Origin of the sequence: Megasphaera sp. ASD88 (assembly GCF_002287425.1) — a bacterium.
In the GTDB taxonomy this organism is placed as follows: domain Bacteria; phylum Bacillota; class Negativicutes; order Veillonellales; family Megasphaeraceae; genus Megasphaera; species Megasphaera stantonii.
The window spans coordinates 52,555-75,338 of record NZ_NQXW01000001.1; the positions used below are offsets into that span (position 1 = coordinate 52,555).

Below are 22,784 nucleotides of genomic sequence, written 5' to 3' on the forward strand. Positions count from 1 at the left end.
GGCAACAATAACTTCCATGTAAACGAAACCGGGAGTGTAACTGCACCAAGCGTAACCGGCCTTGAAAATACAGAATGGTCTGGCAATGCAGAAGATATTGTAGCAGACCGTGCAGCAACGGAAGGACAGCTGCAAGCCGTAGATACCAAAGTCAAGGCCAATGCCGATGCTATTAATAAGCTACAGACTGCAGGACAGGCTTTAAAAGAAACCAGTGCGCAAGTCGCTAACTTCGCGGCACAGACGCAGGGTATCAACTGGGATAATTTGAATGCCTTGTCACAAATTGCTCCTATGAGTTTGGATGTACCGATGATGACAAACAGTGTATTGTCGGCATCGCAGGAATCTCCAAAAGGGATGCGTGATCCGGATCCGAGTGAATGGGGCAACAATGTAACGACTGAAGATATGACGACTATTAATAATAATCTGACCGTTACGGGCGATACCCATCTGAAAGGCGATTTGAAAGTCGACGGTGAAGCTACGTTTAACAATAACGTTAGCATCAAAGGCGATCTGAACATGAACAACAACAAAATCACCGGCGTGGCTGACGGAGAAATCTCCGAAACGTCGAAAGACGCCGTCAACGGCAGCCAGCTCTACGGCGTACAGCAAGATGTCGAAGCTAACGCGAAGAACATCAGCACTCTCGGCGGCGCAGTCAATAAGCTGGGCAATCGCATTGATGAAGTCGGCGCGGGTGCTGCAGCCTTGGCAGCTCTCCATCCCCTTGATTTCGACCCGGACAACAAGTGGGACTTCTCGGCTGGGTACGGCAACTACCGCGGTGAAAGTGCTGTAGCCTTCGGTGCATTCTATCGTCCCAATGAAGACACTATGTTCAGTGTCGGCGGCACTGTCGGCAATGACGACAACATGGTCAACGCCGGCGTGTCCATCAAGATCGGCTCCGGCAGCAGCGGCGTTACTACGTCCCGCGTCGCTATGGCCAAGGAAATCAAGGCTATGCGCGATGTCGTCGCTAAGCAGGATGCGCAGATTCAGAAATTGACGGCTATGGTCAACGCTCTCGTCGGCATTCAGTCCGAACCGGATACGACGACGATGTTCCCGGATGTACCGGAAAACCACTGGGCTTACGAAGCTGTCGCAGCCATGGCTAGAAGCGGCTTAGTAAAGGGCTATCCCGACGGCGAATTCAAGGGCGATCGCACTATGACCCGTTATGAATTTGCCCAGATCATCCAGAACGCGATTCAGGCCGGAGCGGAAGTAGATTCCCGTCTGGTAGAAGAATTCAAGCCGGAGCTGGAATATTTCCACATCGCCACGGTCGCGAAGGATAAGGATGGCAACCCGACGATCGAACGCGTACGGGCTAACTAACTTCATACGGAAAGGCTTTGTGAATAGCTTATAGCTGACACAAGGCAAGAGAAACGAGTCGGGGGAAACCTCGGCTCGTTTTTTCTATCATTTTATTCATTTAAAGGAGGAACTTCCCATGAATCAAACCGTATGCCAATGGATAGAACGCGCTCAGAAAGGCGAGGAAGAGGCGGTCTTGCTGATATTGCAGCAGTTCCGGCCCTTGATTTGCAAGTACGCCCGGCGGCACCGCTATTGCTACGATTCGCTGGACGAGGCCGTGTCGGTGGCCCAGATGGCGATTTTGGAGTGCGTCCATGCCTTCGACGTAACTGGTGATGACGAAGCTCACAAGGCCTTCCGCCGGGCTGTAGACCGGGTGTTTAAGAAGGAGAGCCGGCGGTTTAAGGCCTATATGGAGAAGATAGAGACGGCTCTTCATATAGACGAGAGCGCCGAGGCCTTAGGCTTGATGGGCGGCGACGAGCAGGACCCGCACCGGCAGGCCGTGTTGTCTGAGATACGGGAGCTGGTACGCAAATGCCTGGATAACCTGACGGAAGAAGAACAACGATTTCTCCGCCTGCGCTGCCAGCACGACCTGACCTATCACGATGTCGCCAAACGCTGCGGCCTGTCCCTGTCGCAGGCTCATAAGCTGACGAAGGCGGCCATGGCCAAATTTCATGAGGCTATGGGCTGTCACGGCGGTGGAGAAGGCGAGGTTTATGGAGCACTGCGTCCAGACGGGCAGCTGTAGGCGGCAGGCCACACAATTTGACGATATTTTTTTGAAAAAATCATTGACGAATAGCCCCTGAAATGATATTATAATAAAGTATTTGCGTGGAGCGGTATCGAAGTGGTCATAACGGGGCTGACTCGAAATCAGTTAGGCCGAAAGGTCTCGTGGGTTCGAATCCCACCCGCTCCGCCAGACAAGAACCGCGCTGTTAAGCCATCTGCAAGGCTTGGCAGTGCGGTTCTTTTTTGCGTTTAAGAGCCTTTTACGGCTGTTTTTCTGCCTAAAAAACGGCATTGAATAGAATCATCGATGCTTGACATATAGCTTTCTACGCCGGTGCCTTCTCCATAAATATGGTAAAATTAACAAAGTAGCCGCATGAGAAAATAAGTCTTTGCATGCGGCCGTTTCTTTGATATGCGTGTAAACTATGTTGCATTATTATTAAATTTGTTATTTATCCCTATAATGAGAACCGCACTGGACGATTTTTATTATACCCTTTTCTATACGATACACGATGCGGTTAGAATCATCTATTCGACGACTCCAATAAGCAGATAAATCGCCGCTTAACAGTTCCGGCTTGCCAATTCCTTCATATCCGTTGCGGTCTATATCTCTCAGAAGTTGTAAAATGCGTTTCAGCGTTTTCTTATCTTGCTTTGTCCAATATTCAAAATCTTCCCAGGCTTCATCAGTCCATGCTTTGATCATCTGTAATTACCTCATGAATTGTACCGCCTGTAGCTTCCATCTGCGCGATAGAACGGCGAAGTCGAGCCATGTTTTTCTCAGAATAAAAGGGATCTATAGACACGTCGAAGGGGATACGTTTTTCCCTTGTCATTTTTTTGCCAGCATGGTAATAGCCGTAGTCATAGAAAGTCCCAGATCATTGCAAATGCGGTCAAATTCTTTTTTTAAGGATTCGTCCATTCGGACGCTGATTGTAGTTTGTGCCATCGTAAACACGCTCCTTTCTATTTATATTTTAATACAATATCCATACAACATCAATACAATTAGCAAAAAGTGTATTTGATGATTATTTGAAGAAGTATTGCAGAATGCAATGTTTCAAGAAAAATGGATATACTTATTGCCGCTGCAGCTGAATACAAAATCGTTGTATTTTTTACGTATATTTTTATCGATGAAACGCTTTAGGTTCATGAAGATATAAAAATTTAAGAGTATCACTCATTGTATGCCGAATATTCTAATTAAATTTCATCTTATGGTATAATATCTATATGTATATTGATTATAACAAATTCGGCGCAGGGAGGAATGCAGGATGTTTGAACTGGTGCAGGTCAACGAAAAGACTTATTATATCGAGAGTCCAGCGAAAATCGGCGTGTATGTAGCCAATGGCACGGATGTGTATTTGATCGACAGCGGCAATGACAAGGACGCAGGACGAAAGATTCGCAAGCTTCTCGACGAGAAGGGATGGACGCTGAAGGGGATTTTGAACACCCATTCCAATGCTGATCACATCGGCGGCAACGATTATTTGCAGCGTCAGCGGAAATGCAAGGTCTTTACGGGAGGGATTGAAACGGCGTTTACGAAGTATCCTATTTTAGAAACGTCCTTCTTGTACGGCGGCTATCCCTGCAAGGATTTGCGCCACAAGTTTTTGCTGGCGGCGGCCAGCGACGCCGTCGACTTTTCCGACGCCGATTTTCCTAAGGATATAGAAGTGATTCCCTTGCCGGGCCATTTCTTCGACATGGTCGGATTCCGCACGCCGGACAACACGGTCTTTCTGGCCGACTGCCTCAGCAGCGTAGAAAATCTCGACAAATACGCCGTGTCCTTCATTTACGACGTAGCGGCCTATTTAAAGACACTCGACGCCGTAGAGGCTATGGAGGGGGACATCTTTGTGCCGTCTCACGCGGCGGCCGGCTCGAAGGAGGACATGCAGAAGCTCGTACAGGCCAATCGGGATAAGATATATGAAATCAAGGCCTACCTCCTGTCGCTGTGCCAGGAGCCGATGATATTCGAGCACATCCTGCAGAAGGTATTTGACCGGTATCAGCTGGTCATGACGATAGAGCAGTACGTCCTGGTAGGCAGCACGATTCGCTCGTACTTGTCGTGGCTCCGCGATACGGGCGAGATGACCTATTCCTTTGAGGATCATTTGATGGTATGGAAAACTGTATAATGTATATATAAGAATAAGACGACAAGGCGCTTGCATAGGCAGGCGTCTTTTTTGTAAGAGAAATATGCCAGATAGGCAGGTTTGTTTGGGAAAAGTTTCACGTAAAATCTTGTTCATCATCCTGTGCACGAACACAACCGTGGAAAAGGCTTATTGTAATTGGATAGGCCGTATATACTATATAAGCGTCACATAGGTATGGTGGTTTTTATGATATAAATATATCATAAAATTAAAAATAAAATGAAAAGACTATTGCATTTTACTAACGAATGAGTATAATAAAGGTACAAACAAGGTTTACCAAGGTTTTACAGTATTCTTACATGACGAAGGGAAATGTATTGAAAGGACGGGATGACATATGCCAATGGATTCGGCAAATCAGGAAGTTTGGATTGGCGTCGACGTAGGGACGACAGGCGTGCGGGCTATCGCCTACACGGAAGAAGGGACGAACGTCTGCTCTTCCGAAGCATTTTATCCGCTGTTAACGCCTCATCCGGACTGGGCGGAAGAAAGTCCGCTGCAAATTTATGAAGCTATCGAACAGGTCGTACGCAAGACGGCAGACCAACTCCGCTATAAGAACAAGGAGCTGGCAGGCGTAGCCCTGAGCACGGTCATGCATAGCTTTGCCGGTCTGGACGACATGAAGGAACCGCTCATGGATATGCAGACCTGGGCCGACAGCCGCAGCACGGGCATCGTGCGGGAAATGAAAAAGAATCCGGAGCTGTGCCGGTCGTTCTACGAACGGACAGGATGCCCCATTCACGCCTGCTATCCCCTGGCGAAGATCATCTGGCTGCGGGAAAACCAGCCGGAGCTGTTCAAACAGATGAAATACGTCGGTTCCTTAAAGGATTATATTTTTTACAACATGACGGGCGAATGGGTTATCGACAAGTCGGCGGCCAGCACGAGCGGCATGTACAACGAGCATACGCTGGACTGGGACGATGAAATCCTGGCGTACGCCGGTGTGACGAAGGACTACATGCCTCCCGTCGTATCGACGACGTACAGCCATCCGCTGACGGACGAAGCGGCGGCGGCCATGCATCTGCCCAAGGGATTGCCCGTCGTTATCGGCGCGACGGACGGCGTATTGGTCAACGTCGGCATCGGCGCCGTCGAACCGGGCCAGCTTAGCGGTACTATCGGCACGAGCGGCGCGCTGCGCATGCTGACGAAGGAACCGATGACGGACCCGCAGATGCGCACGTGGTGCTACAACCTGACCGACGACATGTGGGTAGCCGGCGGCGCTATCAACAACGGCGGCATGATCCTCCGCTGGGTCCGCGACAAGATCTGCCATTACGGCGGCAGCGCCCTGGAAAACCTGGATATCGACCCGTACGACCTCATGACCATGAAGGCGGAACACGTCGACGCCGGAGCCGACGGCCTCATCTGCCTGCCGTACTTTACGGGCGAACGGGCTCCGTACTGGAATTCGGAGCTGCGAGGCATGTTCTTCGGCTTCTCCCTCAACCACAGCCGGTCTCACATGATCCGGGCCGTCATGGAAGGCATTTGCTACAGCCTGAACAGCGTCATGCAGGCCTTGAAGGAATTCGGAGAGGTGAAGGACATCCGCGTCAGCGGCAGCTTTACGAAATCGAGATTGTGGATTCAAATCCTGTCGGATATCCTCAATCAGCCCATTACCTTGCCGGACAACAGCGAAGGCGCGGCATTCGGCGCCGCCGTACTGGGCTTCATTTCCAGCGGCAAGATGAAGAGCATCGCCGATACGGCTCACCTCGTCCATCCGCGCCGCATTTACACGCCGCAGGAGGAAAACCGCGAAGTGTACGACGAATTGTACGACATTTTCGTCCGCTTGTATCACAACTTACAGACTGAATTTTCCGATATTACGGAATATCAGAAGAAAATATAAGGAAGCAGAGAGGAGATAGATGATTATGGAATTACGGGATATCGGCGTCGTAGGCATGGCCGTCATGGGCAGCAATTTGGCTCTTAATATGGCCGACCACGGCTTTGCCGTATCGGTATACAACTACACGCCGGACTTGACGGAAAAATTTGTAACGGAACGGCCTCATGACAACATTAAAGGCTACTACGACTTGAAGGAATTTATCGGCTCCCTGAAAAAGCCCCGCAAGATCATGCTTATGATCATGGCCGGCGCACCTGTCGACAGCATGATTGAACAGCTTATTCCCATCCTCGATGCCGGCGACATCATCATCGACGGCGGCAACTCATACTTCGGCGACACGCGCCGCCGTTATGACCGCTGCAGCGAGGCGGGCATCCACTTCTACGGCATGGGCATTTCCGGCGGCGAAAACGGCGCCCGCCGCGGCCCGTCCATCATGCCCGGCGGCAACAAGGACACGTATCCGGAAATCCAGCCGGTCTACGAAGCCATCGCCGCCAAGGCTGCCGACGGCAAGCCGTGCTGCACCTACATCGGTGAAGACGGCGCAGGCCACTACGTCAAGATGGTCCACAACGGCATCGAATACGCCGACATGCAGCTCATTTCCGAAGCCTACCTGCTCTTGAAATACGTCGGCGGCTACGACAACGCCAAGATTTCGGAAATTTTCCATGAATGGAATCAGGGCGAGCTCAAGAGCTTCCTCATCGGCATCGCCGCCGATATCTTTGCAGAAGACGACGAAGCAGGCGGACAGGTCGTAGACTACATCGTCGACGCTGCCGGCCAGAAGGGCACAGGCCGCTGGACGAGCATCGAATCGATGAAGCAGGGCGTAGATATTTCCATGATTACGGCGGCCTGCAATGCCCGGGTCATGTCCAACCAGCCGGGCCGCAAGATGGCCCAGGAAGTCATCCATAAGCCGGCCCTTACGAAGCAGGAAGGGGAGGCCTTTATCGAAGCCGTCCGCCAGAGCCTGTACACGGCGAAAATCGTCGCCTACGCCCAGGGCTTCTCGCTGTACCGCAGCGCCTCGGAAACGTACGGCTGGAACCTCGACTACGGCCGCATCGCGTCTATTTTCCGGGCCGGCTGCATCATTCAGGCCGAGTTCCTGAACAAGATCACCGAAGCCTACGAAAAGAACCCGAATCTGGAAAACCTCATGTTCGACGAATTCTTCCTCGACAAGATCAACGCCAACCAGACCAGCCTGCGCAAGATCGTCTGCCTGGCCGTCAGCGAAGGCATTCCCGTACCGGCTTATGCCAACGCCATGGAATACATCGACGCCTACAGCAGCCCCCGCGTCGGCGCCAACCTCATTCAGGCCCTGCGCGACTACTTCGGCGCTCATACTTTTAAGCGCGTAGATAAAGAAGGCACGTTCCATCATCAGTGGAAAGAACATTATACGAAATAATAGAAGGAGGTTATACTCATGCCGCTAGTCATACTTGCCATCGGTATTCTCGTACTGTTTTTCCTCATCGTCAGAGTCAAGCTGAACAGCTTCCTGGCCCTCCTGGTCGTCGCCGGTCTCGTCGGCCTGGCTGAAGGAATGCCTATCGATAAGCTGATCCCGACTATTGAAAAAGGCTTGGGCGGAACCCTCGGCGGCCTGGCTATCGTCGTTTCCTTCGGCGCTATGCTGGGCAAGCTCATGGCCGAAAGCGGCGGCGCTCAGCGCATTGCCACGACGCTCATCAACGTCTTCGGCCGCGAAAAGGTAAAATGGGCCGTCTGCTTGACGGGCTTCATCGTCGGCATCGCCCTGTTCTATGAAATCGGCTTTGTCCTCTTGATTCCCCTCGTATTCACTATCGCCGCAGAAGCGAAGATTCCCCTTCTCGAAGTAGGCATCCCGATGGCCGCGGCCTTGTCGGTCACGCACGGCTTCCTGCCGCCTCATCCCGGCCCGACGGCAATCGCTATTATTTACAACGCCGATATCGGCACGACCCTCGTATACGGCGCGATTATCGCCATTCCGACGGCTATCGTCGCCGGCCCGCTGTATTACAATTTGACGAAGGATATTAACCCGGAAATTCCTAAGGGATTGTACAATCCTAAAATCTTTAAAGACGATGAAATGCCCGGATTCGGCGTTTCCGTTTTCACTGCTCTCGTGCCGGTCGTCCTCATGGCTGCATCAGCTATTGCGAAATTGGCTCTTCCCGAAGCTTCGGGAGCGCGCCATATCCTGACCTTCCTCGGCCAGCCGGACATGGCCCTGACCATCGCTGTGGCCATCGCCATTTACACCTTCGGCCTGGGCCGCGGCAAGAAGATGGATGAAGTCATGAAAATCGTCCAGGACGCTGTCTTGGCTATCGCCATGATCCTCCTCATCGTCGGCGGCGGCGGTGCGCTCAAGCAGGTCCTCATCGACAGCGGCGTCGGTACCTATATCGGTGATTTGGTCGCTGGTGCCGATTTGTCCCCCTTAGTATTGGCTTGGCTCGTGGCCGCCGTTATCCGTACAGCCTGCGGCTCGGCTACCGTCGCGGCCTTGACGGCTGGCGGCATTGCCGCTCCGATCTGTGCGGCTACCGGGGCCAATCCCGAGCTGATGGTACTGGCTACGGGCGCAGGCTCCCTCATCTTCAGCCCGCCTAACGACCCCGGCTTCTGGCTGTTTAAAGAATTCTTCGGCCTGACCGTCAAGGAAACGGTGCGTACCTGGTGCGCGCTGGAAACGATCATCGCCGTCATGGGCCTCCTCGGCGTACTTGTTATCGACGCATTTTTAGTATAAAATTAAATAGAGTCATAGAAATGCTATGAAAATTTGCAAGGTAGGGGAGACGCGCCTATGGATGAAAAAGCAATCCAGCAATTTCCCGTGCTGCGCAGCGCATACGGCGGTCTGACGAAATCAGAGCGCCGTATTGCCGATTATATCGTCGCTGCGCCGGAAGAAATCATGGAGCAGACTATTTCCGATATTGCCAACGCTACGGAAAGCTCGGAAATTACCGTATCGCGGTTTTGTAAAAAGCTGGGGTTCAGCGGCCTGCAGGAATTGAAGCTGAATCTCATTGCCGGCATGTCGGCGGCAGAAAATAAAGAGTTTCACGACATCCGCAGCGGCGACCGCTGTTCTGTCGTAGCGTCCAAGATGTTTCAAAACATCAGCGACGGCCTGCAGGATACGCTGGCCCTGCTGGACTACGACGCCGTAGACGATGCGGCCCGTATCCTGCGCCGGGCCCGTCGCGTCGCCGTGTTCGGCTTCGGCAACTCGGCGACGGTGTGCCGGGACATCGCCACGCGGTACCTCCGCCTGGGATTGGCGATTCAGGCCTATGCGGACTCGCACATGCAGGTTACGTCGGCAGCCCTCTTGTCGCCGGCCGATGCGGTCATCGCCGTCTCCCACAGCGGCGCGTCGCAGGAGCTGCTCCAGTCCGTGCAGGTGGCGAAGGACAGCGGCGCGTCTGTCGTCGTCATTACGAGTCATGCCAAATCACCGCTGGCAAAGCTGGCCGACGTGTGCCTGTGCGGCATGGGCCGTGAAGTCCGCTATTCCTCCGAAGCCGGCGCGTCGCGCCTCATTCACATGGCCATCGGCGACGTCCTGTACACGCGTATCGCCATGGCCGACGCCGAGCTGTTTCAGGACAACATGCAGAAAATGCGGCGGGAAATTACGAAAAAGAGAATATAAGGCATATCGCTTTGTGGTCTTGTATGCGAAAAAAGTATATAACTTGCCAAAGAAATGACACACAATTGTAACATTTGTGCTGTATACTATATGTATCAACCAAAGGAAAACACTGGAATGGCAGCTAAAGGAGTGGTACAGATGATGAAGCGCATAAAGAATATTTTGAAGATGACGTTGATCACGACGTTGGTACTGACGACGTTCAGCGGAGCCGTTGCCGTTCAGGCTGCCGGCCCGAGACACGACCGGCCAGGCTGGGAACAGCGCGACGACCGGTATCGTGACCATGACCGCCGCGACAGAGATCGCCGCGATCATGACAAAGATTGGAAACGCGACCATAAGAGCAAAACTCAGGAAGATGCTGACGATGCTAACAAGAAGGCAAACTGGGCCTTGGGCGTAGCTGCTGTCGCAGCGATTATCGCCATCGCCAAATAACATGGCTCCCCAATAGGGGAGGATATGATCTCCCTTTTAATCTCATATAATAAAATACCCGCAGGCAGCGACGACGAGCTGTCGGCGGGTATTTTATTGCCGTCTTGGGCTGGCGGCATATATGGCTTGACCGTGGTTTTTATGATACAATGTTTTCATAGCTTTTAAGAGTGAGGAACAGCAGATGAAACTAATCGTAGGAAACGTCATGCCCGAAGAAACGCGCATGGCTATCATAGAAGACGGTCGTCTCCGCGATTTCGCCGTCGAGCGGAACGACGAGACCCATATTGGCAATCATATTTACAAGGGAACCATACAGAATATCCTGCCGGCCCTGCAGGCGGCCTTTGTCAATATCGGCCGTAAGAAAAACGCCTTTTTGTATCTGGGCGATTTATTTCCCCGGGCGGCGACGAAGGAAGAAATTCAGCAGACCCATATTTCCGTCGGCCAGAGCGTCCTCGTCCAGGTCATCAAGGAGGAACGGGGCAGCAAGGGAGCCAAGGTGACGGCCAACGTCAGCCTGGCCGGGAGATACGCCGTCCTCATGCCGACGGTCGACTACGTCGGCGTGTCGAAAAAGATACGGGACGAAGAAGAACGGAACCGCCTGCGCGATATTACGGCGAAAATCAAGCCGGCCGGCATGGGCCTGATTATCCGTACCGTCGCCAAGGGCGTGTCGGAAGAGGCATTGCTGGCCGATATCCGCTATCTGCTGCGGACGTGGGACAGCGTGCAGCAGCGGTATAAGCTGGCGAAAAAGCCCAAGCTCCTGTACCGTGAGGCCGACTTAGTCATGCGGATGATACGGGATCACTTCACGGCCGACGTAAAGAAAATCGTCGTCGACGACAAGGATGCCTACGACCGCATCTGCCAAATCGTGACGGACGACCAGTGGCGCAGCCGCGTCGAGCTGTATCAGGGCGACCAGCCTGTTTTTGAATGCTACAATTTAGAAGACGAGCTGCGGCACCTTATGGCCCGTGAAGTCGCGCTGCCGTCGGGAGGCACGCTGGTCTTCGACCATACGGAGGCGCTGACGGTCATCGACGTCAACAGCGGCAAGTATACGGGCAACGGCACTCTGCAGGACACGATATTTCACGTCAATAAGGAAGCGGCCGTGGAAATTGCCCGGCAGCTGCGGCTCCGCGATATCGGCGGCATCATCATCATTGATTTCATCGACATGGCCCAGCCTGTGCGGCGCGATGAAATTCTGCAGATACTGGAACGGGAAATGGCCCAGGACTGCACGAAAACCCACGTCCTGGGCATGACGGCCCTGAATCTGGTGGAAATTACCCGCAAGAAGGCCCGGCAGGGCTTGTATCAGGTACAGTTCAGCCCCTGCGATATCTGCGGCGGCTCGGGATATTTGTATTCGCCCGAATCGGTGGCGATCCAGATTATCCGCCGCCTGCGCCATATGGTTCACGTGCGCCATATAAAGGGCGACCTGCTCATCTGCGCTCATGCCGACGTATTAGCCGTCTTAAAAGATAGAAAGCGGCGGGACGAATTGGAGCGGGAGCTGTCCCGGACGCTTCATTTTGAAGCGTCAGATCATCCGAACAGGGAAGTATTTTCGATTTTGTCGTATCATGAATAAATGAAAAACAGCTCGACACTGCATGTGTCGGGCTGTTTTTATGTTCGTCAATATGTTACTGGAGATAGAATGTCATGGTGACTGTTTCGCTTAAGGTGTTCGTGCCTGCTTCGACGGGGGCGTAGTCGGCGGCTTTTGCGGACATGCGCAGCGACGCGCCGGCGTATCCGTTTTCATAGGACGGCGAGCGGCCGGAAATGCTGATTTCCTTCACCTTGCCGAGGGACATGCCGGCGGCCTGGGCGGCGGCTTCGGCCTGCCGTCTGCCGTTGATGATGGCCTGCTTGACCAGGTTGTCCTTAATCTGTTCGGTCTTTTCGTTGGTGAAGCGGATGCCTTGAATAGAGTTGGCGTTCAGGTTGGCCGCCTTGGCGATGATGCGGGGAATCATGTCGAGATCGGACACTTTAATTTGCAGATTATTCGTTACGGTGTACGATACGATCTTGCGGCTCTTGCTGTCGTAGTTCGGCGACATGTAGAAGCCCATGGTCTTGAGGTTTTCCGGGGCGATGCCCATAGATTTCATGGCCGCCGTGACCTGGCTCATGACTTCGTTGTTCTGCGTGCGGGCCTGCTGAGCGTCTTCTCCTGTCGTTTCCATGCCGATGGTGACGTAGGCCGTGTCGGGAGCGACTTCCTGCTGGGCGTAGCCCGTGACATGGATGACCGACGGTTCGGGAGCTGCGGCATAGGACGGGGACATAAAGGCCGTGGAACCGATGAGCAGGGCGGCGACGGCCAAGGCTTTGACGGGATAATATTTCATGATAGGACCTCCTTTTAGCGCAATGTATCTTATTGGTAGGCCTATTATAGCATTTCACCGGAAGGCCCTTCAATACGAAGGGACGGACTGTGCAGAAACTGTAACAATTATGTCAGATAGTTGTGCTTTGCTTACTTCCGCCGCCGGCTGCGGAAGAAATCGCGCATGATGGCGGCGCATTCGTCGGCCCGGACGCCGGCCGTCACTTCGACGCGGTGGTTTAAAGCCGGATTGTCGACGATTTGAAAGAGGGAGCGGACGGCGCCGCCCTTTGGATCGTCGCAGCCGTAGACGATGCGGTCGAGGCGGCTGTTGACGATGGCACCGGCGCACATGGGGCAGGGCTCGACGGTGACGTAGAGGGTACAGCCCGTAAGCCGCCAGCGTCCCAGGGCCCGGCAGGCTTTTTCGATGGCCAGGAGCTCGGCGTGGGCCGTGGCGCAGGGCAGGGTTTCACGCAGGTTGTAGGCTCGGGCAATGGCCCTTTTTTGATAAATGACGACGGCACCTACGGGAATTTCCCCGACGGCGGCGGCGATTTTCGCTTCTTCTATGGCTTTGCCCATGTAAAATTCGTCTTTTGTCATGACGTGTCTTGATTCTCCCTATATAATATAGTATGGTAAGGTATGTATTGTATTATTTTACTAAATCGAGGTGTCATATGCAATCTATTTGGTGGCAGGTTTTTGATATATTGGGAACGTCGGCCTTCGCCTTGTCAGGGGCGCTGGTGGCGATTTCCCGTCGCATGGATTTATTCGGCATTTTTGTCCTGGCGGCTGCGACGGCTGTCGGCGGAGGAATTGTCCGCGACCTGATGCTGGGTCATACGCCGCCGTCGGCGTTCCGCACGACGCTGTACGTCTGGATTATCGCCCTTTCCATCGTCGCCGTCGTCTTATTTATCCGCTACGTCAACGTGTCGTCTCGCCAGCGCCTGGTTCATCAAATGGAATCAGTCTATCTCGTCTGCGACGCTATCGGTCTGGGTTCCTTTACTGTCACGGGGACGCTCATGGGATTTTATTACTATCCCCAGTACTGGGTGCTGAACGTCACCCTCGGCGTGCTGACCGCCGTAGGCGGAGGCGTCGTCCGCGACGTGCTGGCCGGGCAGATACCAGGCGTATTGAAAAAGGAAATTTATGCGACGGCGGCCTTGGCCGGGGCGTGCATATTGCTTTCCGTCCACATCTATTGGGGCTTCACTATATACGCCGCGTCGACCTTGAGCTTTGCCTTTACGGTCTGCCTGCGGCTAGTTGCAGTGCGCCTTCACTGGAACTTGCCCCGCGTGCGCAGGACGACGAAGAGTTCCATTTTTTAACGGAGTTTGCTATAATCATTACAATGATTTCATTATATTTGATAGGAAGTGGTACTTTTGAAGGGTTGGCAAAAAGCCGTAGGCGCCGCCGTCTTGTCCATGCTCATGAGCGTCGGGCCGACGGCGATGGCGCGGACGATTTTATACGTTCCCCAGGATAATCGTCCCGTCGATCTGGCGTATACGGTCAACACGGCGGAAGACGCAGGATATACGATTCTCACGCCGCCGGAGCAATATTTGTCCGGATCTAATTTCCAGGGCTCGCCGGACCGGCTCCTGCGCTGGGTCAATGAGAACGCCGGCCTGGCCGACGCGATGGTCTTATCTATTGATTCTCTGGTATACGGCGGCCTCGTCGATTCGCGGAAGCACAATTTCGACATGGAAACCCTCGTCGGACGGCTGGAAAAGGTGGAAAACCTGCATAAGCTTCATAAAAACGTGCCTATTTATGCTTTCAGCACGGTCATGCGCAGCCCCTGGGCCGGCGGCAAGGGCGTAGAGCCTGACTATTACCTGAAAATGGGGACGGACATGTATCAGCTGGCGGCCCTGCAGGCCAAGATGGACGTAGATAACCTGACGCCCCAGGAGCGGAGCAGCTGGTTTGCCGTCATGCGCCGTATTCCTCTGGAATATCTGCAGGACTGGTATAATCGCCGGCAGAAGAACATGATGATCAATTACCGCCTCATTCAGGACGCCAAGAAGGGGATTTTCAAGTATTACAGCCTGGGCCATGACGATAATTCCGTCAATACCCAATCGTCCCTCGAATCGAAGTATTTGGAAATGGCCGGCGCCGACGTGCCCAAGACGTCCTTCGGCTCTTTCCCCGGTGCGGACCAGCTGGGGCTGCTGCTTATCACGCGGGCAAACAATGATTTTACGAACTATCATCCCAAGGTCACGGTGATTTATCCCCTGGGCGGCGGCGAGAAGACCGTGCCGAGCTACGACGGACAGGCTATTGGCAAGACGATTGCCGCTCATATCGAGGCGATTGGCGGGACGGTAACGGAAACGGAACGGCCCGATTTACTGCTGGCAGTGAACACGCCCCTTACGTCGTCGACGAGCGAATCGGGGAATTTTGAAAACTTCCCCATCATGCTGCAGTCGACGCGGGAATTCCTGACGCAGATAGAAACGGCCGTCAAGGCCGGCATTCCCGTCAGCCTCGTCGACATGGCCTTTTCCAACGGTTCGGACAATACTCTCGTATACGGCTTATATCAGGACAAGATGATGTACCGTTTGGCGGCGTACAACGGCTGGAACACGGCGAGCAATTCCGTCGGCTACGGCTTGTCTCAGGGCGTCCTGTCGCGGTATATGACGCCGGAAGCGCACCGCGACATGCTGACGACGCAGTATCTGGACAACTGGGCCTATCAGGCCAACGTGCGCGACTATATTTCCCGCATGGACCAGAAGCTGGAAGCCGGCACGGTGAAGCGCTATTATCCGACGGTGATGAGAGAGCTTCAGAGCCTGACGAAGGAGCAGCTCCAACGCTATGCCGGCACGTATTTGGGCGTCGACCCGCGGACCGTCGATGTAACCTTGCCGTGGAACCGCTTGTTTGAAGTGTACGTGGATGTCCACGATAAGCCCGACGTCGATCTGGAATGGCGGGAACGGCAGAAATTGAAGCAGAAAGAGCTGGATCGTCTGGGCAAAGTCCTGAACGACGCCAAGAAGGCCTTGGAGGACGCTAAGAAGGCTGCTAAGGGAGGCAAGGTGGACCCGGCCTTGGAAAAACGGCTGAAAGAGGCCGAAGCCGCTGCGAAAGCCGCGTATGAAGCGGAAAAGCAGGCCCAGGAATTGAACGCCAAGGAAGAAGCAGCTCAGAAAAACCGTACGTGGGCTCCTAAGTAATCGAAAGGGGAAGCGCGGCAAGCCGCATTGTGTCGACAATGACATCGTGCTGTAACAAAATTGTAACAATTATTAGCTATACTATTCATATACCAAACGTATTTGAATAAAGGGAGCTGATATACGATGAAATTGAAAGATTCGCTGCGCAAAAAGATCATAGCCTCTGTTATGACCGGCGTCATGGCCGTCGTTGTAGCCGCGCCGTATTCTATGGTTTCGGCTGCCGATATGACCCATGGAAGACTGCCTGTCAAAGCCGTTCAAAAGGACGGGCCTAAGCATGATAACGACATGCGGAAGCCGGGAGACCGGAAAGACGTGCGTAAGGACGTTCGGAAGGATGTCAAAAAAGACCGCAAGGCCGATAAAAAAGACATAAAGAAAGAATTAAAGAAGGATGCAAAGAAGCCCGGCGTCATGAAAAAGCAGCCGCCTAAGAAGGGCGACGTCAGAAACGGCAAGGATACGGTCAAGCACGACCAGAAGGGCCATGGCGACAAAAAAGATACGCCTCGCCGCGGACGGGCTTAATTAGGAATCAGATGGGCGACGGGAGAATATACTCCCTGCGCAGTTAAGCATATGAAACCACAGAAAGCGTGAAGGAGCTGAATCATATGAAAACGACAACATGGCGTAAAAAATTGGCATCTTTTGCATTAGTAGGCGCTGCTGCCGCCGTCATGACGGTTATGCCGAACAGCCAGGCTTCGGCCGCCGATATGCGTCCCGGCCCGCCGCCTCCGCCGCACCGCATCGGTATGGCCGGACCGGGGTTCCACGGCACCTTTGATTTTTCGCATCGCGTGCAGGCTATGGTACGGGACGGCAAGATTACGCAGGACCAGGCCTTTAAGCTGTATGACGAAATGGAACGGTTTGAACGGAAGGGGCAGCGGGATCATCGGCGGTTCATGCATAAGCTTCCCGAAAGGACGGGAATTTCTGAAGATACGCTGAAGGAATTGTTCGCACCGCCCCAGAGAGATCAGAAGTTTAAAGACGGCAAAAAGCATCGTCCGGCGCCGCCTCATCGCCGCGGCGACCGCCGGTAGCTTCATTGCTATGGAGAATCTGAACGATGGCTCCGGGCCATTGGCAATACAGCCGTAATGCGGTATAATACTGCCTATGGAACATAACAATAAGTATTCAGAAAAAAATAAAGAACATAAGGAAACGCAGGAAGTACGCAATACAGCTCCGGGCCGCCGAAAACGGCGCGCCGCAGGGGCTGTTCTTTGCGCGCTTCTTTTGTCTGCGGCCTTCGTGGCGGCGGCCTATGGCGCGCCTAGTCTTTTCCTGCCGGAAAAACGAGGCTACGTCCATGTTCGCAGCGACATGACGGCGTCGGAGGTGGCCGATATGCTCTGCGAACAAGGCTATATTGCCAGCCCCCTCCTGTTCCGCGCGGCGGCCGTGGCTACGGGGCAGGCCGGCGATATCAAGGAAGGCGAGTACGTCATCGATACGTCTATGAGCGTCCACTCTATTCTGGAAAAGCTGACCAGCGGCAAGTCGGAGGCCCTGCGCCTGGTCGTTCCCGAAGGCTACACGGTGTGGCGCATTGCCAAGGAAGTGGCGGCCATGGGAAAAATTTCCGAAAAGGATTTCCTGGCGGCGGCTAAAAAGGAAGAATATCTCTATCCGTATATGAAGAGCCATCGCGACGTAACCTTCCCGACAGAGGGCTTCCTCTTTCCCGACACGTATTTTATTCCCCTGAACGCGACGGCTGACGACATCGTCAAGATGATGCTGAAAAACTTCGACGACCATCTGACGGAGGAAATGAAAAAGGGCATCGACGAGGAAAACCTGTCCATTTACCAGTTCGTTACCTTGGCGTCGCTCATTGAAAAGGAAGCGAAGTACGAAAAGGACCGGCCCCTCATCGCCTCGGTATTCCTCAACCGCCTGGACAAGCACATGAAGCTCCAGTCTGACGCCAGCATTTCCTATGCCATGGGGACGCACAAGGCGGCGTACAGCATCGCCGAGACGCGCTACGATTCGCCTTATAATACGTATATGTACGAAGGCCTGCCGCCGGGACCGATCGGCAATCCCGGCATGGACTGCATGAACGCCGTACTGAAAGCGCCTCATACGTCGTATTTGTATTTCGTAGCCGATGAAGACGGCCACAACTACTTTGCCGCGACGTACGAAGAGCACATGAAAAATGTAGAGGAGCACATGCCATGACGGAGCTGTGGGCAGAGATGAAGGCCTATGCCAAAATCCACCAGGTTCCGATTTTGCGCGACGCCGAGCTGCTCTTATTCCGCGGCCTGGTGACGGCGGCTCGTCCGTCGTCGGTCTTAGAAATCGGCGCGGCTATTGGGTACTCGACCTTGCAGATCGCCTCGTGCCTTACGGCGGAAAGCCGCATTACGACAATTGAAATCGATGCGGAACGCATTGCCGCGGCCCGGGATTTCATCGGCCGCTCGCCCTATGGCGAGATGATACGCCTCCTCGAAGGAGACGGCACGGCCCTCCTCGACGAGCTGGACGAGACGTGGGATTTCGTTTTCCTCGACGGCCCGAAGGGCCAGTATTCGCGGCAGCTGGCAAAAATCATGCCCAAGCTGCGGCCCGGCGCCGTCGTCGTAGCCGACAATATAAGCTACCATGATATGTTTTACATCAAAGGAACGGTGCCCCATAAGCACCGCACGGCTGTAGGCCGCCTGCGCGAATTCTTGGACATGGTCTATGACGACGGCCGGTTTGAATCGGTGTTTTTTGAAAACGGAGACGGCATGACCGTTTCCCGATGGAAAGGATAGATAATACGCATGCAGAAAATGGAGTTGCTGGCTCCGGCCGGCAATATGGATAAATTGAAAATGGCCCTGCTGTACGGGGCTGACGCCGTGTATTTAGGCGGCAAGTCCTTTGGGCTGCGGGCTTTCAGCGACAATTTTTCCCTGGAAGAAATGGAAGAAGCTGTCCGCTACGCCCACGGGCTGGGGAAGAAGGTTCATGTGACCGTTAATATCTTTCCCCACAACGCCGACTTAAACGGTTTGCCCGAATACCTGACCAGCTTGCGGGATATTCACGTTGATGCCGTGCTCATTGCCGATCCCGGCATATTCAGTCTGGCCCGGCAAATCGTGCCTGATCTGCCCGTTCATATTTCGACGCAGGCCAACGTGACCAACTGGGTGTCAGCAAAGTTTTGGCATGACGCCGGCGCCAAACGCGTCGTCATGGCCCGCGAGGTCAGCTTAAAAGACGTAAAGGCTATTCACGACAAGGTGCCCGTCGAGCTGGAAGGATTCGTGCACGGTGCGATGTGCATTTCGTATTCGGGGCGCTGCCTGCTGAGCAATTACTTTACGGAAAACCGCGATTCCAACCGGGGCCAGTGCGTCCAGTGCTGCCGGTTTAAATACAACGTCGTAGAAGAAAAGCGGCCGGGCCAGTATTTCCCGGTCATGGAAGACGAACGGGGCACTTATATCTTCAATTCCAAGGATCTGTGCCTTCTGCCGTATCTGCCCGATCTATACGACGCTGGGTTATGCAGCCTGAAAATAGAAGGCCGCATGAAGAGCGTCCATTACGTTGCGACGGTCGTCAAGGTATACCGCCAGGCCATCGACGCGTATGAACGGGACCCGGAGCATTTCCGCGTCCTGCCCGAATGGATAGAGGAATTGGAAAAGATTTCTCACCGGCCGTATACGCGGGGCTTTTCCGTATCTCGTCCGACGGAAGCCGATCAGGTGTACAGTCATTCAAGCAATACGCAGACTCATGAATTCATCGGTCTCGTCCGCTCGTATGATGCAGAGCGGAAGCTGGCCTGGATTGAGCAGCGCAACCATTTCAAAGTCGGACAGACCGTCGAATTTCTCCAGCCCAAGGGACATCTGGTCCGCTGTACGGTCAGCCGTATTATCGATGAAACCGGGCAGGATCTCGACGCGGCTCGCCACGCCCAGCAGGTTGTTGCCATTCCGGTAGACGAGCCGTTGGAGGCCTATTCTATGATGCGCCGGGAGATGAAACGCCATGCTTGAGCCAGAATGGGTGTATTTCCGCATTCCTCCGCAGGAAATGACGTATCTCACGCGGATTCTTGAGGGCTGCGAGTATTTGGGCGTCGTTACTGCAATAGATGGAAAAGCTGGCGTCGGCTTCGTGCGGACGACGGCCGATACGGCGGCGGAGACGCGGGACGTCCTGCTGTCTCTGCCCTTTCCTGTCACATTGCTTTCGCATGAGGAAGCCTGTCGTTGGCAAGCCGGGAAAGAATAAATTATCAATTTATAAATATTTAATATGCATGAAAAGTTACGGAACCGCGTCTGCTTGGCAGAGGCGGTTTTTTGTTGCGAAACGGTAATCTTTCCGTAAAAAGTCAATAATATCTGTGAAAAAGACGTAATTTGCAGCGCGATTTACTCTTAATTTTCTTGGCAAAATGTTGTATAATTAGCGTATATTATTTAAAATATGCATAGCTATTCGCGGAAGTATATTTATAAAAGAAAATCCTATAGCATATAGACATAACGCGCGCGTTTGACAGAGTATGACTGGGATTTTCTTGACGTGAGGAGGAATTTTATATGAGAAAATCCAATTGTCTGGCAATGATTCTGGCTGGCGGGCGAGGGAGCCGTCTGGGCGTCCTGACGAAAGATCAGGCAAAGCCCGGACTCTTGTTCGGCGGCAAATACCGCATTATCGACTTTCCGCTCAGTAACTGCCGCAACTCCGGCATCAATACCGTCGGCATCCTGACCCAGTACCAGCCGCTGGAACTGAACTGGTACGTCGGCAACGGCAGCTCGTGGGACTTGGATTCCAATCGGGGCGGTGCATATATCCTGCCGCCGTATGAAAGCGACGGCGGTTCCAACTGGTACCGCGGCACGGCCGACGCTATTTATCAGAACTTGAATTTCGTCGAAATGGTCGGAGACGACTACGTCCTCATCTTGTCGGGCGACCATATCTATTCTATGGACTACGCTAAGATGCTGGCCTTCCACAAAAAGCATCAGGCGAAAGTCACCATCGCGACGATCCGCGTTCCCTGGGACGAAGCCAGCCGCTTCGGCATCATGGTCGCCGACGAAACGATGCGCATCAATAAATTCCAGGAAAAACCGGCTAAGCCCGAAAGCAACCTGGCTTCCATGGGCATTTATATCTTCGACCGCGACGTATTGGAAAGCTATTTGAAAGCCGACGCGAAGGATGAAAAATCGGAACACGACTTTGGCAAAAACGTCATTCCCGCTATGCTGAAGGACAAGCTGCCCCTGTACGCCTATCCCTTTGAAGGCTACTGGAAGGACGTCGGAACGATCGACAGCCTGTGGCAGGCCAATATGGACCTCATCGCCGACGAACCGCCCCTCGACCTGAACAATCCGGCATGGCGCATTTATTCTGCCAGCCAGAGCATGCCGCCTCATTTCGTAGGTCCCGAAGGCAGCGCCAAGAGCTCTATCGTCGCCGAAGGCTCGGCTATCCTGGGCAACGTCATCAACTCGATCATCTTCTATGACGTGACGATTGAAAAGGGCGCGAAGGTAAGCAATTCCGTCATCCTGCCGGGCACGGTCATCAAGAAGGGCGCCGTCGTCGACAAGGCGATTATCGGCGAACGCTGCGTCATCCATGACGGCGCCGTCGTACAGAATGAAGACGGCTCTATCGCCGTATTGGGCAGAAACGAAGAAAAGCTGGCAGCTAAAAAAGGGGAGGCATAACATATGAACAGCAACATGATTGCAATAATTAACCTTAGAAACGAAAGCCCGCTCCGCGAGCTTAATGAAAAACGGCCCTTGGCGACCATTCCCGTAGGCGGCAAATTCCGCCTCATCGACTTTACGCTGTCCAATCTGGTCAACGCCGGCGTATCGCAGGTCGGACTCTTGTTGTCGGCCCAGTCGCGCTCCGTATTGGACCACATCCGCTCCGGTAAGGAATGGGGCCTGGCACGCAAAGGCGACGGCCTGTTCTATCTGCCGGAAGAAGTAGAAGATGTCGTTCATCCTACGGAAGGCGACGTACCGGCTTACTATAAAAACCTCATGTTCGTCGAACGGGGCAATAAGCCGTACATCTTGCTGACAGGCTGCGACATGGTGCAGAACATCGACTACGACGAAGTGCTCCATTTCCACCGCCGTCACAACGCCGACGTCACCCTCATTTACCAGAAGCAGAAATACGAATTTAACCGCAGCGGCTACGCCCTGAATGTCGGCGAAAACGACCGCGTCCTGGACATTGAATCGCGGGAAACGCTGGCAGCCGGCGAAAACCTGTATCAGCGGGGCGTCCTCATCGACAGCAAGGTCTTTGAAAGCTGCATCCGCAAGGCCTATACGCAGGGGTACAACTACCTGATTACGGACGTGCTGAAGCGCAATGTAGACCGCTTGCGCATTTTCGGTTATAATTATCAAGGATATGCGAAGCGGATCGATACCATCGATTCGTACTTCCAGGTCAACATGGATCTGCTCGACGCCAAGACGTGGCACGACTTGTTCCTCAAGGACAAGCAGCACCACATCTACACGAAGATCAAAGACGAAGCGCCGGCTAAGTACATGGAAGAATCGCATGTCAGCAATTCTCTCGTAGCAAACGGCTGCATTATCGAAGGCCGCGTCGAAAATTCCATCTTGTTCCGTAAGGTCAAGGTCGGCAAGAACGCCGTCATCCGCAACAGCATCATCATGCAGCATACGGTCATCGGCGACGACGCCCAGCTCGACTACGTCGTATGCGATAAGAACGCCGTAGTGCAGCCCGAGGCCATTTTGTCCGGCACCAAGGACAAACCGCTGTGCATCGGAAAATGCACTGTAATTTAAGAAGA

At 53.6% G+C, this 22,784-nt stretch carries 23 protein-coding genes and 1 tRNA gene; 20 read left to right on the plus strand and 4 right to left on the minus strand.

Annotation, left to right across the window (positions count from 1 at the left end; genetic code table 11):
- From CJ260_RS13050 to CJ260_RS00275, 3 genes are all read left to right on the plus strand, one after another.
- The coding region (locus CJ260_RS13050; protein WP_233127843.1) for an S-layer homology domain-containing protein at window positions 1–1,356 on the plus strand (1,356 nt) is incomplete at its 5' end.
- A 118-nt stretch (window positions 1,357–1,474) separates the two neighbouring features.
- Window positions 1,475–2,098: an RNA polymerase sigma factor gene (locus CJ260_RS00270; RefSeq protein ID WP_095628700.1), complete on the plus strand. Its 624-nt coding sequence runs from the start codon at window positions 1,475–1,477 to the stop codon at window positions 2,096–2,098.
- 88 nt (window positions 2,099–2,186) lie between these two features.
- Window positions 2,187–2,275: transfer RNA gene (locus tag CJ260_RS00275), tRNA-Ser, on the plus strand.
- A gap of 261 nt (window positions 2,276–2,536) precedes the next feature.
- Here CJ260_RS00275 and CJ260_RS00280 read toward each other — a convergent pair.
- Window positions 2,537–2,800: a Txe/YoeB family addiction module toxin gene (locus CJ260_RS00280; RefSeq protein ID WP_095628701.1), complete on the minus strand. Its 264-nt coding sequence runs from the start codon at window positions 2,798–2,800 to the stop codon at window positions 2,537–2,539.
- A gap of 129 nt (window positions 2,801–2,929) precedes the next feature.
- Window positions 2,930–3,049 (minus strand): type II toxin-antitoxin system RelB/DinJ family antitoxin, encoded by a 120-nt coding sequence (locus tag CJ260_RS13055; RefSeq protein WP_233127844.1) that lies wholly within the window; start codon window positions 3,047–3,049, stop codon window positions 2,930–2,932.
- Window positions 3,050–3,383: 334 nt separating this feature from the next.
- Between CJ260_RS13055 and CJ260_RS00290 the strand changes: the two genes are divergently transcribed.
- The 7 genes from CJ260_RS00290 to CJ260_RS00320 all read left to right on the plus strand — a co-directional run bounded on the left by CJ260_RS00290 (window position 3,384) and on the right by CJ260_RS00320 (window position 11,933).
- Window positions 3,384–4,268: an MBL fold metallo-hydrolase gene (locus tag CJ260_RS00290; protein ID WP_095628702.1), complete on the plus strand. Its 885-nt coding sequence runs from the start codon at window positions 3,384–3,386 to the stop codon at window positions 4,266–4,268.
- Between the two features lie 364 nt (window positions 4,269–4,632).
- The gene (locus CJ260_RS00295; protein WP_095628703.1) at window positions 4,633–6,180 is read left to right on the plus strand and encodes a gluconokinase; all 1,548 of its coding nucleotides are present in this window, start codon (window positions 4,633–4,635) and stop codon (window positions 6,178–6,180) included.
- Window positions 6,181–6,205: 25 nt separating this feature from the next.
- The gene (gene gnd / locus CJ260_RS00300) at window positions 6,206–7,618 is read left to right on the plus strand and encodes a decarboxylating NADP(+)-dependent phosphogluconate dehydrogenase (protein WP_095628704.1); all 1,413 of its coding nucleotides are present in this window, start codon (window positions 6,206–6,208) and stop codon (window positions 7,616–7,618) included.
- Between the two features lie 18 nt (window positions 7,619–7,636).
- Entirely contained in the window at window positions 7,637–8,956 is a 1,320-nt protein-coding gene (locus CJ260_RS00305) for a gluconate:H+ symporter (protein WP_087477329.1), read from the plus strand.
- Between the two features lie 57 nt (window positions 8,957–9,013).
- Window positions 9,014–9,868: a MurR/RpiR family transcriptional regulator gene (locus CJ260_RS00310; protein WP_095628705.1), complete on the plus strand. Its 855-nt coding sequence runs from the start codon at window positions 9,014–9,016 to the stop codon at window positions 9,866–9,868.
- A gap of 141 nt (window positions 9,869–10,009) precedes the next feature.
- Window positions 10,010–10,312: a hypothetical protein gene (locus CJ260_RS00315; protein WP_233127845.1), complete on the plus strand. Its 303-nt coding sequence runs from the start codon at window positions 10,010–10,012 to the stop codon at window positions 10,310–10,312.
- A gap of 184 nt (window positions 10,313–10,496) precedes the next feature.
- Entirely contained in the window at window positions 10,497–11,933 is a 1,437-nt protein-coding gene (locus CJ260_RS00320) for an Rne/Rng family ribonuclease (RefSeq protein ID WP_095628706.1), read from the plus strand.
- 55 nt (window positions 11,934–11,988) lie between these two features.
- Here the strand turns inward: CJ260_RS00320 and CJ260_RS00325 are convergent, their stop codons facing one another.
- Both CJ260_RS00325 and tadA read right to left on the minus strand, forming a co-directional pair.
- Window positions 11,989–12,702: an SIMPL domain-containing protein gene (locus CJ260_RS00325; RefSeq protein ID WP_095628707.1), complete on the minus strand. Its 714-nt coding sequence runs from the start codon at window positions 12,700–12,702 to the stop codon at window positions 11,989–11,991.
- A 131-nt stretch (window positions 12,703–12,833) separates the two neighbouring features.
- Entirely contained in the window at window positions 12,834–13,289 is a 456-nt protein-coding gene (tadA, locus tag CJ260_RS00330) for a tRNA adenosine(34) deaminase TadA (RefSeq protein WP_095628708.1), read from the minus strand.
- Window positions 13,290–13,366: 77 nt separating this feature from the next.
- Between tadA and CJ260_RS00335 the strand changes: the two genes are divergently transcribed.
- The 10 genes from CJ260_RS00335 (at window position 13,367) to glgD (ending at window position 22,779) form a co-directional block, all read left to right on the plus strand.
- Complete coding sequence (locus tag CJ260_RS00335; protein ID WP_095628709.1) at window positions 13,367–14,032, plus strand: trimeric intracellular cation channel family protein; 666 nt, start codon at window positions 13,367–13,369, stop codon at window positions 14,030–14,032.
- Between the two features lie 99 nt (window positions 14,033–14,131).
- Complete coding sequence (locus tag CJ260_RS00340) at window positions 14,132–15,916, plus strand: DUF4127 family protein (RefSeq protein WP_369831671.1); 1,785 nt, start codon at window positions 14,132–14,134, stop codon at window positions 15,914–15,916.
- 126 nt (window positions 15,917–16,042) lie between these two features.
- Window positions 16,043–16,450 (plus strand): hypothetical protein, encoded by a 408-nt coding sequence (locus CJ260_RS00345; RefSeq protein WP_095628711.1) that lies wholly within the window; start codon window positions 16,043–16,045, stop codon window positions 16,448–16,450.
- An 86-nt stretch (window positions 16,451–16,536) separates the two neighbouring features.
- A complete protein-coding gene (locus tag CJ260_RS00350) occupies window positions 16,537–16,974 on the plus strand; it encodes a hypothetical protein (protein WP_095628712.1) in 438 nt (145 codons plus the stop codon).
- A gap of 76 nt (window positions 16,975–17,050) precedes the next feature.
- Window positions 17,051–18,127: an endolytic transglycosylase MltG gene (mltG, locus tag CJ260_RS00355; RefSeq protein WP_095628713.1), complete on the plus strand. Its 1,077-nt coding sequence runs from the start codon at window positions 17,051–17,053 to the stop codon at window positions 18,125–18,127.
- A complete protein-coding gene (locus CJ260_RS00360) occupies window positions 18,124–18,714 on the plus strand; it encodes an O-methyltransferase (protein WP_095628714.1) in 591 nt (196 codons plus the stop codon). Before mltG ends, CJ260_RS00360 begins: the two co-directional genes overlap by 4 nt.
- 18 nt (window positions 18,715–18,732) lie before the next feature.
- Window positions 18,733–19,956, plus strand: a complete 1,224-nt coding sequence (locus tag CJ260_RS00365) for a U32 family peptidase (protein ID WP_095628942.1) — start codon at window positions 18,733–18,735, stop codon at window positions 19,954–19,956.
- A complete protein-coding gene (locus tag CJ260_RS00370) occupies window positions 19,949–20,194 on the plus strand; it encodes a DUF4911 domain-containing protein (RefSeq protein WP_087477340.1) in 246 nt (81 codons plus the stop codon). The genes CJ260_RS00365 and CJ260_RS00370 overlap by 8 nt, the downstream gene beginning before the upstream one ends.
- Before the next feature lie 314 nt (window positions 20,195–20,508).
- Window positions 20,509–21,660, plus strand: coding sequence for a glucose-1-phosphate adenylyltransferase (locus CJ260_RS00375; protein WP_095628715.1), 1,152 nt, complete (start codon window positions 20,509–20,511; stop codon window positions 21,658–21,660).
- 15 nt (window positions 21,661–21,675) lie between these two features.
- Window positions 21,676–22,779, plus strand: coding sequence for a glucose-1-phosphate adenylyltransferase subunit GlgD (gene glgD / locus CJ260_RS00380; RefSeq protein ID WP_095628943.1), 1,104 nt, complete (start codon window positions 21,676–21,678; stop codon window positions 22,777–22,779).
- Window positions 22,780–22,784 lie beyond the last annotated feature (5 nt).

Coding starts and splice junctions, on each gene's coding strand:
- CJ260_RS00305 (WP_087477329.1), top strand. CDS start 7,637: ATGCCGCTAGTCATACTTGCCATCGGTATTCTCGTACTGTTTTTCCTC.
- CJ260_RS00360 (WP_095628714.1), top strand. CDS start 18,124: ATGACGGAGCTGTGGGCAGAGATGAAGGCCTATGCCAAAATCCACCAG.
- CJ260_RS13055 (WP_233127844.1), bottom strand. CDS start 3,049: ATGGCACAAACTACAATCAGCGTCCGAATGGACGAATCCTTAAAAAAA.
- gnd (WP_095628704.1), top strand. CDS start 6,206: ATGGAATTACGGGATATCGGCGTCGTAGGCATGGCCGTCATGGGCAGC.
- CJ260_RS00335 (WP_095628709.1), top strand. CDS start 13,367: ATGCAATCTATTTGGTGGCAGGTTTTTGATATATTGGGAACGTCGGCC.
- CJ260_RS00340 (WP_369831671.1), top strand. CDS start 14,132: ATGCTCATGAGCGTCGGGCCGACGGCGATGGCGCGGACGATTTTATAC.
- CJ260_RS00290 (WP_095628702.1), top strand. CDS start 3,384: ATGTTTGAACTGGTGCAGGTCAACGAAAAGACTTATTATATCGAGAGT.
- CJ260_RS00345 (WP_095628711.1), top strand. CDS start 16,043: ATGAAATTGAAAGATTCGCTGCGCAAAAAGATCATAGCCTCTGTTATG.
- glgD (WP_095628943.1), top strand. CDS start 21,676: ATGATTGCAATAATTAACCTTAGAAACGAAAGCCCGCTCCGCGAGCTT.
- CJ260_RS00350 (WP_095628712.1), top strand. CDS start 16,537: ATGAAAACGACAACATGGCGTAAAAAATTGGCATCTTTTGCATTAGTA.
- CJ260_RS00295 (WP_095628703.1), top strand. CDS start 4,633: ATGCCAATGGATTCGGCAAATCAGGAAGTTTGGATTGGCGTCGACGTA.
- CJ260_RS00270 (WP_095628700.1), top strand. CDS start 1,475: ATGAATCAAACCGTATGCCAATGGATAGAACGCGCTCAGAAAGGCGAG.
- CJ260_RS00375 (WP_095628715.1), top strand. CDS start 20,509: ATGAGAAAATCCAATTGTCTGGCAATGATTCTGGCTGGCGGGCGAGGG.
- CJ260_RS00320 (WP_095628706.1), top strand. CDS start 10,497: ATGAAACTAATCGTAGGAAACGTCATGCCCGAAGAAACGCGCATGGCT.
- CJ260_RS00365 (WP_095628942.1), top strand. CDS start 18,733: ATGGAGTTGCTGGCTCCGGCCGGCAATATGGATAAATTGAAAATGGCC.
- CJ260_RS00325 (WP_095628707.1), bottom strand. CDS start 12,702: ATGAAATATTATCCCGTCAAAGCCTTGGCCGTCGCCGCCCTGCTCATC.
- tadA (WP_095628708.1), bottom strand. CDS start 13,289: ATGACAAAAGACGAATTTTACATGGGCAAAGCCATAGAAGAAGCGAAA.
- CJ260_RS00280 (WP_095628701.1), bottom strand. CDS start 2,800: ATGATCAAAGCATGGACTGATGAAGCCTGGGAAGATTTTGAATATTGG.
- mltG (WP_095628713.1), top strand. CDS start 17,051: ATGGAACATAACAATAAGTATTCAGAAAAAAATAAAGAACATAAGGAA.
- CJ260_RS00310 (WP_095628705.1), top strand. CDS start 9,014: ATGGATGAAAAAGCAATCCAGCAATTTCCCGTGCTGCGCAGCGCATAC.
- CJ260_RS00370 (WP_087477340.1), top strand. CDS start 19,949: ATGCTTGAGCCAGAATGGGTGTATTTCCGCATTCCTCCGCAGGAAATG.
- CJ260_RS00315 (WP_233127845.1), top strand. CDS start 10,010: ATGATGAAGCGCATAAAGAATATTTTGAAGATGACGTTGATCACGACG.